Source organism: Bacteroides sp. 2201st1_D9_2201SCRN_220225, from assembly GCF_040928965.1.
Classification (GTDB): domain Bacteria; phylum Bacteroidota; class Bacteroidia; order Bacteroidales; family Bacteroidaceae; genus Bacteroides; species Bacteroides stercoris.
On record NZ_JBCODG010000008.1, the window covers coordinates 1 to 15,357 of the forward strand.

14 protein-coding genes are annotated in these 15,357 nt (G+C 44.9%); 11 read left to right on the forward strand and 3 right to left on the reverse strand.

Annotated features, from left to right (window positions below):
- Nucleotides 1-105 precede the first annotated feature (105 nt).
- The 5 genes from AB5903_RS03860 (at nucleotide 106) to AB5903_RS03880 (ending at nucleotide 6,268) form a co-directional block, all read left to right on the forward strand.
- Nucleotides 106-1,578 (forward strand): ATP-binding cassette domain-containing protein, encoded by a 1,473-nt coding sequence (locus AB5903_RS03860; RefSeq protein WP_272710770.1) that lies wholly within the window; start codon nucleotides 106-108, stop codon nucleotides 1,576-1,578.
- A 76-nt stretch (nucleotides 1,579-1,654) separates the two neighbouring features.
- Entirely contained in the window at nucleotides 1,655-2,311 is a 657-nt protein-coding gene (gene fsa, locus AB5903_RS03865; protein WP_005654702.1) for a fructose-6-phosphate aldolase, read from the forward strand.
- A gap of 112 nt (nucleotides 2,312-2,423) precedes the next feature.
- Entirely contained in the window at nucleotides 2,424-4,325 is a 1,902-nt protein-coding gene (locus AB5903_RS03870) for an LTA synthase family protein (protein WP_272710771.1), read from the forward strand.
- A 1-nt stretch (nucleotide 4,326) separates the two neighbouring features.
- On the forward strand, nucleotides 4,327-5,001 hold the full coding sequence (locus tag AB5903_RS03875) for a phosphatase PAP2 family protein (RefSeq protein WP_005654705.1): 675 nt from the start codon (nucleotides 4,327-4,329) through the stop codon (nucleotides 4,999-5,001).
- A 97-nt stretch (nucleotides 5,002-5,098) separates the two neighbouring features.
- Nucleotides 5,099-6,268, forward strand: coding sequence for a mechanosensitive ion channel family protein (locus AB5903_RS03880; protein ID WP_016661411.1), 1,170 nt, complete (start codon nucleotides 5,099-5,101; stop codon nucleotides 6,266-6,268).
- Here the strand turns inward: AB5903_RS03880 and AB5903_RS03885 are convergent.
- Nucleotides 6,265-7,296 (reverse strand): endonuclease/exonuclease/phosphatase family protein, encoded by a 1,032-nt coding sequence (locus AB5903_RS03885; protein ID WP_255469981.1) that lies wholly within the window; start codon nucleotides 7,294-7,296, stop codon nucleotides 6,265-6,267. The genes AB5903_RS03880 and AB5903_RS03885 overlap by 4 nt on opposite strands.
- Before the next feature lie 86 nt (nucleotides 7,297-7,382).
- Nucleotides 7,383-8,843, reverse strand: coding sequence for an aminoacyl-histidine dipeptidase (locus tag AB5903_RS03890; protein ID WP_368117655.1), 1,461 nt, complete (start codon nucleotides 8,841-8,843; stop codon nucleotides 7,383-7,385).
- Nucleotides 8,844-9,121: 278 nt separating this feature from the next.
- Here AB5903_RS03890 and AB5903_RS03895 point away from each other — a divergent pair, with 278 nt between their 5' ends.
- Together AB5903_RS03895 and AB5903_RS03900 are read left to right on the forward strand one after the other, a co-directional pair.
- On the forward strand, nucleotides 9,122-9,355 hold the full coding sequence (locus AB5903_RS03895; protein ID WP_016661408.1) for a hypothetical protein: 234 nt from the start codon (nucleotides 9,122-9,124) through the stop codon (nucleotides 9,353-9,355).
- 29 nt (nucleotides 9,356-9,384) lie between these two features.
- Nucleotides 9,385-9,984 (forward strand): OmpH family outer membrane protein, encoded by a 600-nt coding sequence (locus tag AB5903_RS03900; protein ID WP_005654715.1) that lies wholly within the window; start codon nucleotides 9,385-9,387, stop codon nucleotides 9,982-9,984.
- 202 nt (nucleotides 9,985-10,186) lie between these two features.
- Here the strand turns inward: AB5903_RS03900 and AB5903_RS03905 are convergent, their stop codons facing one another.
- Complete coding sequence (locus AB5903_RS03905; protein WP_117906332.1) at nucleotides 10,187-10,915, reverse strand: GntR family transcriptional regulator; 729 nt, start codon at nucleotides 10,913-10,915, stop codon at nucleotides 10,187-10,189.
- A gap of 128 nt (nucleotides 10,916-11,043) precedes the next feature.
- On the opposite strand from AB5903_RS03905, the gene AB5903_RS03910 reads away from it, so the two are divergent.
- The 4 genes from AB5903_RS03910 to AB5903_RS03925 all read left to right on the forward strand — a co-directional run.
- Nucleotides 11,044-12,768: a class I mannose-6-phosphate isomerase gene (locus AB5903_RS03910; RefSeq protein WP_117906331.1), complete on the forward strand. Its 1,725-nt coding sequence runs from the start codon at nucleotides 11,044-11,046 to the stop codon at nucleotides 12,766-12,768.
- A gap of 36 nt (nucleotides 12,769-12,804) precedes the next feature.
- Nucleotides 12,805-13,905, forward strand: coding sequence for an ROK family protein (locus AB5903_RS03915; protein ID WP_117906330.1), 1,101 nt, complete (start codon nucleotides 12,805-12,807; stop codon nucleotides 13,903-13,905).
- 15 nt (nucleotides 13,906-13,920) lie between these two features.
- Nucleotides 13,921-14,793, forward strand: coding sequence for a hypothetical protein (locus AB5903_RS03920; protein WP_117906329.1), 873 nt, complete (start codon nucleotides 13,921-13,923; stop codon nucleotides 14,791-14,793).
- A gap of 7 nt (nucleotides 14,794-14,800) precedes the next feature.
- Nucleotides 14,801-15,357 (forward strand): carboxypeptidase-like regulatory domain-containing protein (locus AB5903_RS03925; protein ID WP_368117656.1); only part of this gene is annotated, 557 nt, incomplete at its 3' end.

Here is a 15,357-nt window from a genome sequence, read left to right on the forward strand (position 1 = left end):
ACGCCATAAAGATAGGGGTGGTCTTGATTTTTTCATATCCCACTGGCATATAAATCGTGATTTATATCTAAATTTGCTCCGTTCAAACCACAAACCATTGACAGGATGCAACAACATACCATACATATAGCGGGGGGCGTGGCACGCAACCCGCTTGTCCGTTTATCGAACCCCGTAACCCTTGATTTTCTCGACGGTGAACATATCGCTATCGCAGGCCCTAACGGGGCAGGAAAGAGTCTGTTGGTCGATTTGCTTACGGGCAAATATCCCTTGCGCGACGGTACGCTGACATACGATTTCCGTCCTTCCGCCACACAAACCGCTTACGACAACATCAGGTACATCGCTTTTCGTGACACCTACGGTTCCGCTGATGCCAATTATTACTACCAGCAGCGTTGGAATGCTCACGACCAGGAAGATGCTCCGCTGGTGCGCGACCTGCTGGGCGAGGTAAAGGACAAGTCTCTCAGACAGCAACTGTTTGAACTTTTCCGTATCGAACCGATGCTGGGCAAGAAGGTCATTCTCCTTTCCAGCGGAGAACTCCGTAAGTTCCAGTTGACCAAGACACTGCTTACGGCTCCGCGTGTCCTTATCATGGATAACCCTTTCATCGGACTGGATGCTGCCACGCGCGAGCTGTTGTACACCGTCTTGGAGAAGCTGGCGCAACTTGCTTCCCTGCAAATCGTACTGGTACTTTCCATGCTGGATGATATACCGTCTTTTATTACCCACGTAGTTCCTGTTGACAATAAAACAGTGGGAGAGAAAATGCCGCGTGTAGCTTATTTGCAGGCTTTCCGTGAACAAGATGCCCTTCGTGCTGAGGCGGATGCCGCTTCTTTGGGCGAATTGCAGCAGCGCATTGCCGGTCTTCCTTACGAAAACACGAACTTTACTTCGGACGAAGTGGTCCGGCTGAACAAAGTCAGTATCCGCTACGGTGACCGTACGATTCTGAAAGCACTGGACTGGACGGTGATGCGTGGGCAGAAGTGGGCATTGAGCGGTGAGAACGGTGCGGGCAAGTCCACTTTACTCAGTCTGGTATGTGCGGACAATCCTCAGTCTTATGCCTGCGACATCCGTCTGTTCGGCCGTAAGCGAGGTACGGGAGAGAGCATTTGGGAAATCAAGAAGCATATAGGTTACGTCAGTCCGGAGATGCACCGTGCCTATCTGAAAAACCTGCCTGCCATCGAAATCGTAGCTTCCGGACTGCACGACAGCATCGGTTTGTACAAACGTCCGCATGCCGGCCAGATGGCTGTGTGCGAGTGGTGGATGGATATTTTCGGTGTGGCGCATTTGAAGGACAAGCCTTTCCTGCAACTGTCCAGCGGCGAGCAACGCCTTGCCTTGCTGGCGCGTGCCTTTGTGAAAGATCCCGAACTGCTGATTCTTGACGAACCGCTGCATGGGCTGGATACGTACAACCGCCGTCGCGTCAGGAAAATCATAGAAGCCTTCTGCCGTCGTAGGGACAAGACCATGATTATGGTGACCCATTACGGGAACGAGTTGCCGGAAACGATAACCCACCGTTTGTGCCTGACGCGTAACCGCTAAAATATCCTGCTGATAAAGAACAGACTATGGCGTAAATCGCTATATTTGTAAAATAAATCCTTAAACAATTTATATTATGAAGTTCTTTATCGACACTGCAAATTTAGACCAGATTCGGGAAGCCTACGATATGGGCGTACTCGACGGAGTGACTACCAATCCCTCGCTCATGGCGAAAGAAGGTATCAAAGGCGTGGAAAACCAGCGTAAGCATTATGTGGACATCTGCAACATCGTGCAGGGAGATGTCAGTGCAGAGGTTATTGCTACCGATTACGAGGGCATGATTAAGGAAGGTGAAGAACTCGCCGCGCTCAATCCGCATATCGTGGTGAAAGTACCCTGCATCGCAGACGGCATAAAAGCTATTAAATACTTTTCGGGAAAAGGTATCCGCACCAACTGTACACTGGTATTTTCCATAGGGCAGGCGCTGCTGGCGGCAAAAGCCGGAGCAACTTACGTTTCGCCTTTTGTAGGCCGTCTTGACGACATCAGTGAAGACGGTATTGCTTTGGTGGGTAAGATTGTGGACGTATACCGTTATTATGGCTACGCTACCCAGGTGCTTGCGGCTTCCATCCGCCATACGGCGCATATCATCCAGTGCATAGAGGTAGGGGCGGATGTAGCTACATGTCCGCTTTCCGCCATAAAAGGACTGCTGAATCATCCGCTGACGGACGCCGGATTAAAGAAGTTTCTGGAAGACTATAAACGTGTAAACGGATAGCTCTTAAATTCTTATAAGCCTATCTTTCACGCATTTCTTAACCAATATTGGCGATAAATAGAATAAAAAACTTTATTTTTGCCGAATATATTCAGTTTAAGAAAAAGCACCGATGAAAGATAGGCTTATAGGATTTCTCAAGACATACTGCTTGTTTATCTGTATATTCGCATTACAGAAACCGTTTTTTATGCTTTTCTACCGTTCCTTGTACGAGGGCGTTTCGTGGACGGAGTGGTTGGGTGTGATGTGGCATGGACTGCCGTTGGACTTATCGCTTGCAGGCTATCTGACTGTTGTTCCTGGATTGCTCTTTATCTGTTCCGCCTGGACGGTATCCAATCTTCTTCGCCGTATATGGTACGGTTATTTTGCTTTCGTTTCGGTTTTGCTCTCCGTTATATTTACCGTCGATTTGGGATTATACGAATACTGGGGATTCCGGTTGGACACTACGCCTCTGTTCTATTTCTTTTCTTCGCCCAAAGATGCGGTGGCAAGTGTCAGTATATGGGTGGTAATCGGGGGAATTATTGCAATGGTTGCCTATGCGGCGGCATTATACGGGATATTCCATGGCGTGCTGTTGCGGAAACGGGTTTTCGAACGCATGAAGATACCTTATCGGCGTTTGAGGGTATCGGGGGTACTGTTGCTGCTGACCGGATTATTGTTTATCCCGATTCGTGGCGGATTTACAGTCTCCACCATGAATACCGGGAAGGTGTATTTCAGTACCGACCAGCGTTTGAACCATGCCGCCATTAATCCGGCTTTCAGCTTAATGGAGTCTCTCTCTAAGCAGAAGGACTTCGGCAGTCAATACCGTTTCATGGAAGCGGATGCGGCCGACCGTATTTTTTCCGGTTTGGCAGACCCTGCCGTTCCGATGCGGGACGGTCTTTCGGCAGATTCCCTGCAGCAGGCTCCGGATTCTTTGCATTCGTTGTTTACGACAAAGCGTCCCGATGTGCTGTTTATCATCATGGAGAGTTTCTCTTCGTGGCTGATGACGACGCTTGGGGGAGAACCCGGCGTGGCCGTGCAGTTGGACAGCCTGGTGCAAGAGGGCGTTCTCTTCACGAATTTCTATGCGAACAGTTTCCGCACCGACCGCGGGTTGGTTGCCATATTGAGCGGGTATCCGGCACAGCCCACTACCAGCATAATGAAGTATCCCCGTAAGACGCAGTCTATCCCTGCCATTGCAGGCAGTTTGAAGAATGCCGGTTACAGGACGAAATATTATTATGGCGGTGATGCCGACTTCACCAATATGCGTTCCTATCTGATGTCGTCCGGTTTTGAGGACATTGTTGCCGACCGGGACTTTCCGGTATCGGAGCGTCTGAGCAAGTGGGGCGTGCACGATCATCTTGTGTTCCGCCGTTTGCTGGACGACCTGAAGGCGGAAGCTGCCGACAGCACCCTGGCGGGTAGGGAGACGCCGCATTTCCGTGTGTTGCAGACTTCCAGCAGCCATGAGCCGTTTGAAGTTCCGTACAGCCGTTTGGCGAACGAACGTTTGAACGCTTTTGCGTATACGGACAGTTGCATCGGTGATTTTGTGAAACAGTTCCGCAGGTTGCCGCAATGGAAGAATACGGCAGTGGTACTGGTTCCCGACCATTTGGGAGCCTATCCCGAACGTATCGGAAACCTTGAAACGGGCAGATACCGGATTCCTCTGCTGATAGTGGGCGGGGCGGTACGCGGACCGGAACGTATCGGTGTCTACGGTTCCCAACAGGATATTGCCGCTACGTTATTGGCGCAGTTGTCGATACCGCACGGTGAGTTTACGTTCAGCAAAGATATGCTCAATCCGGCTTCTCCTCATTTTGCTTTCTTTACCGTGCCGGACGCTTTCGGCTTTTTGACGCCGGACAACCAATTGATATTTAATAATGACGCGGATGCGATTGTTGTAGATGAAGGCCCGAAGAAAGGGCAAAACCTCTCTTTGGGGCAGGCCTATCTGCAGAAGTTGTATGACGATATAGCCAAAAGATAGAATGATATTAGCAGATGTTTTGTCGGGGTTGGTCGAAACGGACACCGACCTGTTGCTCGCAATAAACGGGTGGCGTGCCGAATGGGCGGATTATTTTATGTATGCCTTTAGCGGGAAATGGATTTGGGTGCCGTTGTATGCCGCCATCCTTTATGTAATTGTCCGCAACCTGCATTGGAAAGTTGCCATCGGCTGTGTCGTGGCTATTGCGCTGACCATTGTTTTTGCCGACCAGGTGGGGGCAACCGTTATCCGTCCGGTAGTGTGCAGGCTTCGTCCGGCGAATCTGGAGAATCCCGTTTCGGAGTTCGTGCAGATAGTAAACGGTTATAGGGGCGGTCGGTACGGTTTTCCCTCCTGCCATGCCGCCAATACGTTCGGCCTGGCTTTCTTCCTGTTCTATCTGTTTCGTAACCGTGCCTTGAACTGGTTCATCATGTTATGGGCGGTGGTAACGTGCTATTCCCGTTCTTACTTGGGAGTACATTATCCCGGCGACTTGCTGGTAGGTGCTTTTGTGGGCTTTGTAGGTGCTTCTCTCTGTTACTGGCTTTTCAGCCGGCTGTGTAAGTATAGGCGTAAAGAGAGTTATGAGCATATCTATGTTCCAATCTGGGTAGGGGGAATTACCATATCCGGCATTCTGGCTTATGCACTGATACGGGCGATGTTGTAGCGGCTTGCTTTGTCCGCTTCTTTGAGGCAAAGGCGAATAAACATCTTTCCTTTGGATTTGTTATCCTTATCGACAGACTAATAAAAACAGAATGCTTATGGTGAGCTTAGGAAGCTGGATGAACGAAATCCTCATTGATTGGGGAGTAGACCCGAAACTTGCGAACATGTTTGACGAGACGATCATTGCCGTATTGATGATAGGCGTATCGATAGGGCTGGATTATCTGTGTCAGGCTATATTTGTAGGGGGGATGAAACATTATACAAAGCGTGCACCCCACCAGTGGAATACATTGCTGATGAAACGCAGGGTGGTGCATCATCTTATTCATATCTTGCCCGGTGTATTGGTTTACTTCTTATTGCCCCTGGCCTTTGTGCGGGGAAAAGAGATACTGGACTTCTCACAGAAAATATGTGCGGTGTATATCATTGCTGCCATACTGTTCACTATCAACGGCTTGTTGCTGGTGATGCTGGATGTATATAATGCAAGGGACAAGCAGAAGAACCGTCCGATGAAAGGGTTTGTGCAGGTTCTTCAGGTATTGCTGTTCTTTATCGGCGGCATTGTTATAATCGCGGTGCTGGTGAATAAGTCCCCGATGACTTTGTTTGCAGGCTTGGGTGCATCGGCGGCTGTACTGATGCTGGTATTCAAAGACAGTATTCTGGGTTTTGTGGCGGGGGTACAGCTTTCTGCCAATGATATGCTGCGTATCGGCGACTGGATACAGTTGCCCAATGGAGTAGCCAACGGTACTGTCGAGGAAATCACGTTGAATACTGTAAAGATCCGGAATTGGGATGAGACGATATCTACCGTTCCGCCCTATACGCTGGTCAATAACTCTTTCCAGAACTGGCGGGGGATGCAGGAGAGTGGCGGACGCCGGGTCAATAAAAATATCTATCTGGATATGACTACCCTGAAGTTCTGTACGCCGGAAGACTTGGATGCTATCCGTAAGAATGTACCTCTGATGGCGGATTATCAGCCCGCGGAAGGGGAAGTGCCCACTAACTCGCAGCTTTACCGTATTTATATTGAACGCTATCTGCGCAGCCTTCCGGTTGTCAATCAGGATATGGATTTGATTATCAGTCAGAAAGAACCAACCACTTACGGAGTACCCATACAGGTTTATTTCTTCTCCCGCAATAAGGTATGGAGAGAATACGAGCGCATTCAGTCCGATATTTTCGATCATTTGCTGGCAATAGTCGGCAAGTTCGATTTAAAGCTCTACCAGTATTCCGATTAATACAGTAGGCGGAACTCTGCCCATACGGGCAGGTGGTCACTGTATCCCCCTTGATATTTCATGCCGTAGTAGGTGCGGAAGGGTTGTTCGTCGCCGTATTTCCGGTCTTCGGTCAGAAGGAAAGGAGCACGGAACACACCGGCTTTCTCCTCTGCGGTGTATAAGGGAGAACCTGGCATCAGCAGGTTGCCGGAAAGAATGATATGGTCGAGCAGTCCCCATTCCCCCTGATATTTGTAGCTGCCGAAATGCTTGTTGTCAATGCCTTTTCTTGCTAAAAGATGGTAAAGCGTCCGGGAATCCAAAGAGTCCGTTTCTGTGGGCGGTATTCCGGCTTTCAGTATCTTCTGTATGGATTTGTTGTCAGGATAGTCGTTGAAATCTCCCATAATGATGATTTGAGGGCGGGTGCGGATCCGGAGCAGGCTGTCTGTTGTGTCTTTCAATCTTTGTGCCGCTGCCAGGCGGTACGGTTCGGACGCTTTTGCCCCGCCGGACCGGGACGGAAAATGCACGACAAATACGTCCAAAGTGTCGGAGTTTAAAAGCTGTCCGCTGACGTGGAGAATATCGCGTGTGGGGCGGCTGTTTCTGCGAGGTTTCATTACCGGATAGCTTCGGTTGGAAAGTAATTTGAAGATGCCTCTTTGATAGAGCAGCGCCACATTGATGCCCCGTTCGTCGGGAGAGTGAGTGATTACATAGCGGTAGCCGGCCTCACGCAGGACGGAGTAGCGGGTAAGGTCGCGTAGTACACTGTCGTTCTCCACTTCACAGAGGGCAACCAGTGCGGGTGGTGTCCATTTGCCTGCGGCAATGATGACACGTGCAATGGCATTCAGTTTCTTTTTGTATTTGGTATAGTTCCAGCGCCGGACGGCATCGGGCAGAAACTCACGGTCGTTTTTCAGGGTATCATGGCGGCAGTCAAACAGGTTTTCTACGTTGTAACCCATGATGCGGAAGGTAAGAGTATCTTTCTTCTCTTGCCCGTGGAGTGGAGCGGAAGTCAGGAAAGCAAGAAGCATCAGAGCGGATAGCGGGATAAAAAGAAGCGGAGCATGTCCTCTTTTGCTCCGCATTCTTTCTTTATATCTCCATTTATGTAAGCTCATCAATTCTTGGCAGGGATATGCTTCAATATATCAAGCAGGTGATCCCAGAACTTTTGTACAGTGGGGATAAGCATTCGTTCATCGGGAGAGTGTACTCCCTGCAGGGTAGGCCCGAAGGAAATCATATCCAAAGAGGGATATTTGTCGAGGAATAACCCACACTCCAGTCCGGCATGGATAGCCTTTATTTTGGCATCCACACCAAACAGACGCTTATATGATTCCGCCGCAATTTCCAGGATTTCCGAGTGCGGATTGGGTTTCCAGCCCGGATAGCCGTCGCCGAAAGATACGCTGGCTCCTGCCATTTCGAATACGGTACGTACCATAGTCGCGATGTCTTGTTTGGAAGACTCGATAGAACTGCGCTGGCTTGTCTCGATACGGATGATGTTACCGGGTTTCATCTTTACGGATGCCAGATTGGTGGAGGTTTCCACAAGACCCGGAATGTCCTGGCTCATGGCATATACTCCGTGTGGAGCTGCGTAAAGAGCCTGTAACAGACGTTTGGCAGTGTCTTTGTCGATAGCTTTGGCACGGGGATTTTCCGATTCGAGGGTAAACTGCAAATCGGGGTCTGCTACAGCATATTCGGCTTCCGCCTGGGCGGCGAATACATTCAAGTCGGTACGCAGTGCATGCTTGTCGGCTTCGGGGATGGCTATAACGGCATGTGCTTCGCGTGCAATGGCATTGCGCAGGTTGCCGCCGTCGATTTCGCAGAGATACATATCGTACTTCTTGAAAGTCTGACTCAGGAAGCGGTTCAATAATTTGTTGGCATTACCGAGTCCTAAATGGATATCGCCGCCGGAATGTCCGCCTTTAAGTCCTTTTACCTGTACCTTGCAGCAGAAATATCCGGCAGGTATATCCACCTCTTTATAAGTGAATTCGGCTACGGAGTCTATGCCGCCCGCACAGCCGATGAACAATTCTCCCTCATCTTCGGAATCGAGATTCAGCAGGATGTCACCGCTCATGAAACCTTCTTGTAAGGCAAAGGCACCGGTCAGTCCGGTTTCCTCGTCTACGGTGAACAGGCATTCGACAGGTCCGTGTTCGATACTGTCATCGGCAAGGATGGCAAGTTCGGTGGCTACACCGATACCGTTGTCCGCTCCCAGCGTCGTACCTTTGGCTTTCAGCCATTCCCCGTCTATCTCGGTCTCGATAGGGTCGGTGAGGAAGTCATGCTTCACATCATTATTCTTCTCGCATACCATGTCTACATGCGACTGTAGCACAACGGTCTTTCGGTTTTCCATGCCCGGAGTGGCAGGCTTTTTAATCAGTACGTTTCCGGTTTCGTCCACCTTTGTTTCCAACTTATGTTTTTCTCCGAATGCTTTTAGAAAAGCGATAATCTTTTCTTCCTTTTTGGAAGGGCGCGGTACCTGGCAGATTTCCTCGAAATAGTGGAATACGCCAGCCGGTTTCAAATCTTTTTTTTCCATATCTTAATAGTTTATAGCAGCCAGGATACAAGTGAAGCGTATCCTGATCTTCTGTTTCTGAAATTCAAATCTTGTACAAATTAACCTCTTATTGCTAAATATGGTTAAATTAATTGGCTATTTTATTTCCCTTTCTCTTTTTTTAGAGTAAAAAAGGGTGCTTAGTCCAACCAAAGCCCTATATTTGCACCCACAAAACAGTGCTGATAAAAGTAAAAACAAATTCCAAATGCTTTTTATCGGACGATATTCTGTTTTGTGCAACAAATTTAATGGAAATGCTTGGTACATTATTGATAACTTTGTTAATAGTTGCTATTTGCATTGTTTTATTGGGCGTGAAGGTCTTTTTTGTGAAAGGCGGTAAGTTTCCTAACGGACATGTCAGCGGTAATAAGGCGATGCGTGATAGAGGAATCGGATGCGTGCAGTCGCAAGACAGGGAAGCACAGAAGAAAAGCCGCTTCTCTATCGATGAACTGGAGAAAGCCTTAAACGATAGTATGAACTAAATAAACTAAAAACAATATTTTTACAAATTATGAAGAGATTAAACTACCTCGTAAACGGTTTGGCAGCTCTTGCACTAATCGTTTTATTTTCTCAATGCGCCGGTAAAGCGGATAATCAGACGACTAATGCATCAGCACAGGCAGCCGGACTGTCCGGAATGAAAATTGCTTATGTAGAAATAGATACGCTTTTGGCAAAATATAACTACTGTGTCGATTTGAATGAGGCAATGGTGAAGAAGAGCGAAAATGTACGTTTGACTTTGAACCAGAAAGCCAAAGACCTCGATCGTCAGAAACAGGAATTCCAGACAAAAGTTCAGAACAACGCTTATCTGACGCAGGAACGCGCCCAGCAGGAGTATAACCGTATTGCCAAATTGGAACAGGATTTGCAGAACTTAGGTAATAAGTTGCAGGCTGAACTGATGAGCGAGAACGAAAAGAACAGCTTGCAGTTGCGTGATTCTATCAATGCTTTCCTGAAGGAGTATAACAAGACTAAGGGTTACAGTATGATTATCAGCAACACCGGTTTTGACAATCTGTTGTATGCCGACAGCATTTATAACATTACCCGTGAAATTTTGGACGGTCTGAATGCAAGATACTCTTCTCCGAAGAAATAAGTTGGAAAATAGTTGCGGAGTATTCTGTTAGCTTGGTTGATATAATGAGTTAAGAAGATAACCGTAATAAGTTTATATCATAAAGAAAGGAAGTTAATATCATGCTTGGCATGAAGTTAACTTCCTTTTTTAGTTATATGCCTAATAATCTTTGGGAGGATTCGTAACACTGCAAAAAAGACTTTTAGGGCTTTTCTTCTGTTTATCTTTCAGCTTCTATTGTATAAGTAAAACTATCTGCCCTGTAATAGCCTATATTATATTCAATAGGTATTTGGTTAATATCGTAAACAAAACGTTCCCGAATCAGGATGGGAGCTGTTGGTTTGATATCTAGTTTTTCTGCAATGGTCTCTCCTGCAAGTCTGGCAGAAATCTTTTCTTTACTTGTCTTTACAATAATGTTGTAGTCTTTTTCTAATAACTCATATAAAGGACGTGTGAAATCTTCTTCACCGGTTAAGGGGGTGCTTGGGTTAAAGTAGGAGATGAAATAAACAAATGGATACTCTTTCTTTCCTCGTACTCTTTCCAGTACGATACACTTAGGGGAAGTATTTGGAGCTATCTCAAAAAAGTTACAAATATCTTCTGTTGGTTTTTTCCGGCTAATGTGTAGCTCGAAATTGCGTATCTCTATACCTAGCATCTTCATTTCTTGAGAGAAACTCAACCAATTTTTTACTCCTCCCAAGATCCCTTTTTGTGCAACTTTTGTACCTACTCCTTTTTTACGTACCAACAAACCTTCGAATACAAGTTTGTTGATAGCTTGTCTTAGCGTATTCCGAGAAATATTTAGCTTTTGTGAAAGTTCTACTTCATTAGGTAGGTATTTGCCTGTTTTATATTCTTCGGAATCAATTAGATTGCGAAGAATCTCCTCTGCTTGTGCATGAAGGGGTTTGCTGCTATTGTGATCTATCTGCATAGTTATTTACCTTTATTTCCTTTTGCAATGATAAGAATAAAAAAAAAAATGCGCAAATCTTTTGTGATAATAATATATTCTATATATTTGCGCAAAATAATATATGTTCAAACAAAGTATTGTGGTTTATGAGAAAGTCAAATTATGACAAATTCCCTGTTACGATGATTAATGGTAATATTATGCAGGGATGGAGTGATATCCGTAGTGTTTTAGAGGGTAAGATAAAAGAAAATCGTATTATTGCTGTTGATTGTTATACAGGAGTTTATGAGGATGAATTGGTGGGGGAACTGACAAAAATCTCCGCGCAAATAATATTGGTACGTGATTTGTATAAACCGGAGTATATGTTGATACAAATGACGGAGCGCTTTATGACAACCGATGTACTGTTTGGTTATGTAACAAATTTGTGCTTGACTGATTATTTTGATATGGAGAAATTGGAAGCTGCAAGGAAAAAAATTGCAGAGTTGGATATTCCTGTCATTATAATAGGTACGGGTGCTGCTTTGGTTGCCCCTGAAGCAACGTTGGTATATGCGGATATGGCACGTTGGGAAATACAGCAGCGTTTCCGTCGTCACGAAGTAAAGGCTTTGGGTATTGATAACCGGGAAGAACCTGTCTCTTTGCAGTATAAGCGCGGATATTTTAACGATTGGCGTATTTGTGATCATTATAAAGATACATTGTTTACGAAAGTTGATTTTTGGTTGGATACGCATATTGCCGGACATCCTAAAATGATTGATCGTGAAACATTCTTTTGTGGTATAGAGAAAACGGCTTCCGGACCTTTTCGTGTAGTTCCGTTTTTCGATCCGGCTCCATGGGGTGGACAGTGGATGAAAGATGTTTGTGATTTGGATCGTAGTAAGCAGAATTTTGGTTGGTGTTTTGACTGTGTTCCTGAAGAGAATAGCTTATATTTTGAGGTAAATGGAGTACGGTTTGAATTACCTTCTGTGGATTTGGTTTTATTAAAGAGTAAGGAAGTTTTAGGTGAACCGGTAGAGGCACGTTTTGGAAAAGATTTCCCAATCCGTTTTGATTTTCTTGATACAATGGGAGGGGGAAATCTGAGTTTGCAGGTTCATCCTACAACTCAGTTTATTCGTGACAATTTTGGTATGTGTTATACACAGGACGAGAGTTATTATTTACTTGATGCGGGAGAAGATGCTGTTGTTTATTTGGGTGTAAAGAATGGAGTAGATGGTAAGGCTATGATTGACGATTTGGAAAAGGCTCAACGTGGAGAAATTGTTTTTGATGCAGAGAAGTATGTAAATAAAATTCCCGCTCGCAAACACGATCATTTTCTGATTCCTGGCGGAACGATTCATTGTTCTGGTTCAAATAGCATGGTGCTTGAAATTAGTTCGACTCCAAACTTGTTTACATTCAAACTCTGGGATTGGCAACGCTTAGGATTAGATGGAAAGCCGCGCCCTATAAATGTGGAACGTGGTAAGCATGTTATCAATTGGAATAGAGATACAGACTATGTATATGAACGTTTGCGTAATCATATGACTCGGATAGCGGAAGGCGAGGGCTGGATAGAAGAACGTACTGGACTGCATGAAAATGAGTTCATTGAAACACGTAGGCATCGTTTCACCGAACCGGTTCTTCATAGTACCAATAATAGTGTGAACGTGTTTAACTTGCTTGAAGGGGAAGAAGCTGTCATTGAAAGTCCGTCCGGAGCTTTTGAACCATTTGTTGTTCACTATGCGGAAACTTTTATTATTCCGGCTTGTGCAAAGGAATATACGATTCGCCCATATGGTAAAGCAGAGGGCAAAGAGTGTGTAACAATAAAAGCATACGTGCGTTTCTAAGTAATTTCAAAGTTTATTTCAAAGAAATCTAATATTATGTATGAACATGATAAACGTGTGGTATTAACGTTGGATGCAGGAGGAACCAATTTCGTTTTTTCTGCCATTCAAGGAAATAGCCAGATTATAGCTCCGATTAGTTTTCCATCTGTTTCGGATAACTTGGACAAGTGCCTTGCTAACTTACTGACAGGTTTCGATACTGTAATGAAGAAATTGGAAACTTTACCAGTTGCTATCAGTTTTGCTTTTCCTGGTCCTGCAGATTATAGGAATGGAGTAATAGGAGGAAATCTTCCTAATTTTCCTTCTTTTCGGAATGGAGTTGCATTAGGCCCTTTCCTACAACATCACTATGGGATTCCGGTATTTATAGAAAATGATGGTAACTTGTTTGCCTATGGAGAAGCCTTATCGGGTGCACTCCCTATGATAAATCAGCAGCTTTCTATTTCAGGAAATACGCGTGAATATAAGAATTTGCTAGGAATAACCTTAGGTACCGGTTTTGGGGCAGGAGTGGTTATCAACAACTGTTTGCTTAACGGTGACAACGGTTGTGGTGGGGATACATGGCTGATGCGTAATAAGAAATATCCTAATATGATAGCTGAAGAAAGTGTCAGTATTCGTGCGGTGAAGCGTGTCTATGCTGAGTTATCTGGCGTAAAAGATAAGAGTCTGACTCCCAAAGATATATTTGATATTGCTGAGGGAATAAAGGAAGGCGACCGGCAGGCAGCGGTGGCAAGCTTTGGTGAAATGGGAGAAATGGCAGGTAGCGCTATAGCCTCGGCACTGAATATTGTAGATGGTCTAGTTGTGATTGGAGGAGGATTAGCAGGAGCTTCGCGCTATATTCTCCCAGCATTGATGGCAGAACTGCGGTCTTCTGTTTCCATGTTCTCTGGAGAAACTTTCCCTTGTGTACAAATGAATGTTTATAATTGGGAAGATGAGGTTGAGAGGAAGGATTTTCTTGCTCCTTGCGATAAGGAGGTATACATTCCCGGTACGGAAATTAAGGTTCCTTATAATTATTCGAAACGAATTGCTGTATTATGTAGTCGGGAAGGAACGAGTTGCTCTATCATGCGTGGGGCTTATGCATATGCATTGCAATCAATAGATAATTAACTATATAATGTAATTATGAAAACACTAAAGAAAAATTTGTTTATTCCTTTTGTTTTAGGAATAATGCTGTCTGTCATTATTGCTTGTAATGACGAAAGTGGAAGTGGAACTGCTCTCACATTGAGTTCTTATGAAGGAAAGGTGAAAATTGGTGATATGGCTTCTGTACAAATATCATTATCTGATCCGGAAAGTTTTTCTAAAATAGTTGTAAAGAAATCTATTTCGGGGAAAGAGGTGGTAGACTATAAAAAAGAGTTGAATGTAAAAGACATTGAATTCCCTTATACTTTCCGAGAAGAAGTCATTGCAGGGGATGAAACAGGTGTAGTAGTTTATTCTTTCTATGGAATGAATGCTAACAATTTATTGGTAGATGCCTCGGATTTGGTACTTACAGTAGATTTGGCGGAAGTTCCTTTATTGCTGAAATATGACTGGAAATTGGTTCAGCAGATTATACAAGGAGAGGATTGGGCTACTCCGGATCTGAAAGATGATGTTTATCGCTTTAATCCGGACTTGACTTTAGAATGGGATTGGGGAACTGTATTCTCTGCAGTAGGATTGGAGAAACTGAATGCATGTTGTTCATGGGATGTAGACCAGGCTGGAGCAAAAGTGGAATATCTGTACATGGTGAAGTATAGTGTTTTTAATACTGCTTCTCCGATGATAACAAAATATAAAGTAGTACAGTTGGCTGACAGGAAAATGATTTTGGAAAGCCATCAGAATCTTGCAGGGCTGGGACCGGATTTTTCAACGGATGAAGTTGTGATGGAAACCTATGAGCCTGTATCCAAGACTGATGATTTTATTCCTTATCGAGGAGAAAATCCTGATAATTATATCATAGATACTTGTAATCCGGGATCTTATAAATAAAAAAAATATGAAAAACATGAATTTTATTAAAGCAATAGTCGTTTGTTCTTTCATGCTGTTGAGTGGAATCGTTTTGGCTCAGAATGGTATGAAAGACATAAAAGGTACAATTTGTGACGAAAGCGGTGAGCCGATAATTGGAGCTTCTGTCATCGTGAAAGGGACATCTAATGGTACTATTTCCGATCTGGATGGTAAATTTACTTTGTCGGTATCCGATAAGGCAGTAATTGAAATCTCTTTTGTAGGCTATGAAACGCAGGAAATAAAAATGAATACGTCAAAAACGGATTTTAAGATTGTATTGCGTGATGATGCTGAACTCTTGGAAGAAGTTGTAGTGGTTGGATATGGTGTGCAGAAAAAAAGTGATTTGACTTCAGCGGTTGCTACGGTTAAATCTGACGAGTTGGCAGCCACATCGGTAACTTCTTTAGATCAGGGGTTGCAAGGACGTGCGGCTGGAGTGGTAGTATTGAATACATCTGGACAACCGGGTGCGGGGACGTCAATTCGTATTCGTGGTACTAGCTCTATCAATGGAAACAATGAACCGCTTTATGT

Bases quoted from the DNA above. Each gene is read 5' to 3' on its own strand.
- AB5903_RS03860 (WP_272710770.1), top strand. From the start codon at position 106: ATGCAACAACATACCATACATATAGCGGGGGGCGTGGCACGCAACCCG.
- fsa (WP_005654702.1), top strand. From the start codon at position 1,655: ATGAAGTTCTTTATCGACACTGCAAATTTAGACCAGATTCGGGAAGCC.
- AB5903_RS03870 (WP_272710771.1), top strand. From the start codon at position 2,424: ATGAAAGATAGGCTTATAGGATTTCTCAAGACATACTGCTTGTTTATC.
- AB5903_RS03875 (WP_005654705.1), top strand. From the start codon at position 4,327: ATGATATTAGCAGATGTTTTGTCGGGGTTGGTCGAAACGGACACCGAC.
- AB5903_RS03880 (WP_016661411.1), top strand. From the start codon at position 5,099: ATGGTGAGCTTAGGAAGCTGGATGAACGAAATCCTCATTGATTGGGGA.
- AB5903_RS03885 (WP_255469981.1), bottom strand. From the start codon at position 7,296: ATGCTTCTTGCTTTCCTGACTTCCGCTCCACTCCACGGGCAAGAGAAG.
- AB5903_RS03890 (WP_368117655.1), bottom strand. From the start codon at position 8,843: ATGGAAAAAAAAGATTTGAAACCGGCTGGCGTATTCCACTATTTCGAG.
- AB5903_RS03895 (WP_016661408.1), top strand. From the start codon at position 9,122: ATGCTTGGTACATTATTGATAACTTTGTTAATAGTTGCTATTTGCATT.
- AB5903_RS03900 (WP_005654715.1), top strand. From the start codon at position 9,385: ATGAAGAGATTAAACTACCTCGTAAACGGTTTGGCAGCTCTTGCACTA.
- AB5903_RS03905 (WP_117906332.1), bottom strand. From the start codon at position 10,915: ATGCAGATAGATCACAATAGCAGCAAACCCCTTCATGCACAAGCAGAG.
- AB5903_RS03910 (WP_117906331.1), top strand. From the start codon at position 11,044: ATGAGAAAGTCAAATTATGACAAATTCCCTGTTACGATGATTAATGGT.
- AB5903_RS03915 (WP_117906330.1), top strand. From the start codon at position 12,805: ATGTATGAACATGATAAACGTGTGGTATTAACGTTGGATGCAGGAGGA.
- AB5903_RS03920 (WP_117906329.1), top strand. From the start codon at position 13,921: ATGAAAACACTAAAGAAAAATTTGTTTATTCCTTTTGTTTTAGGAATA.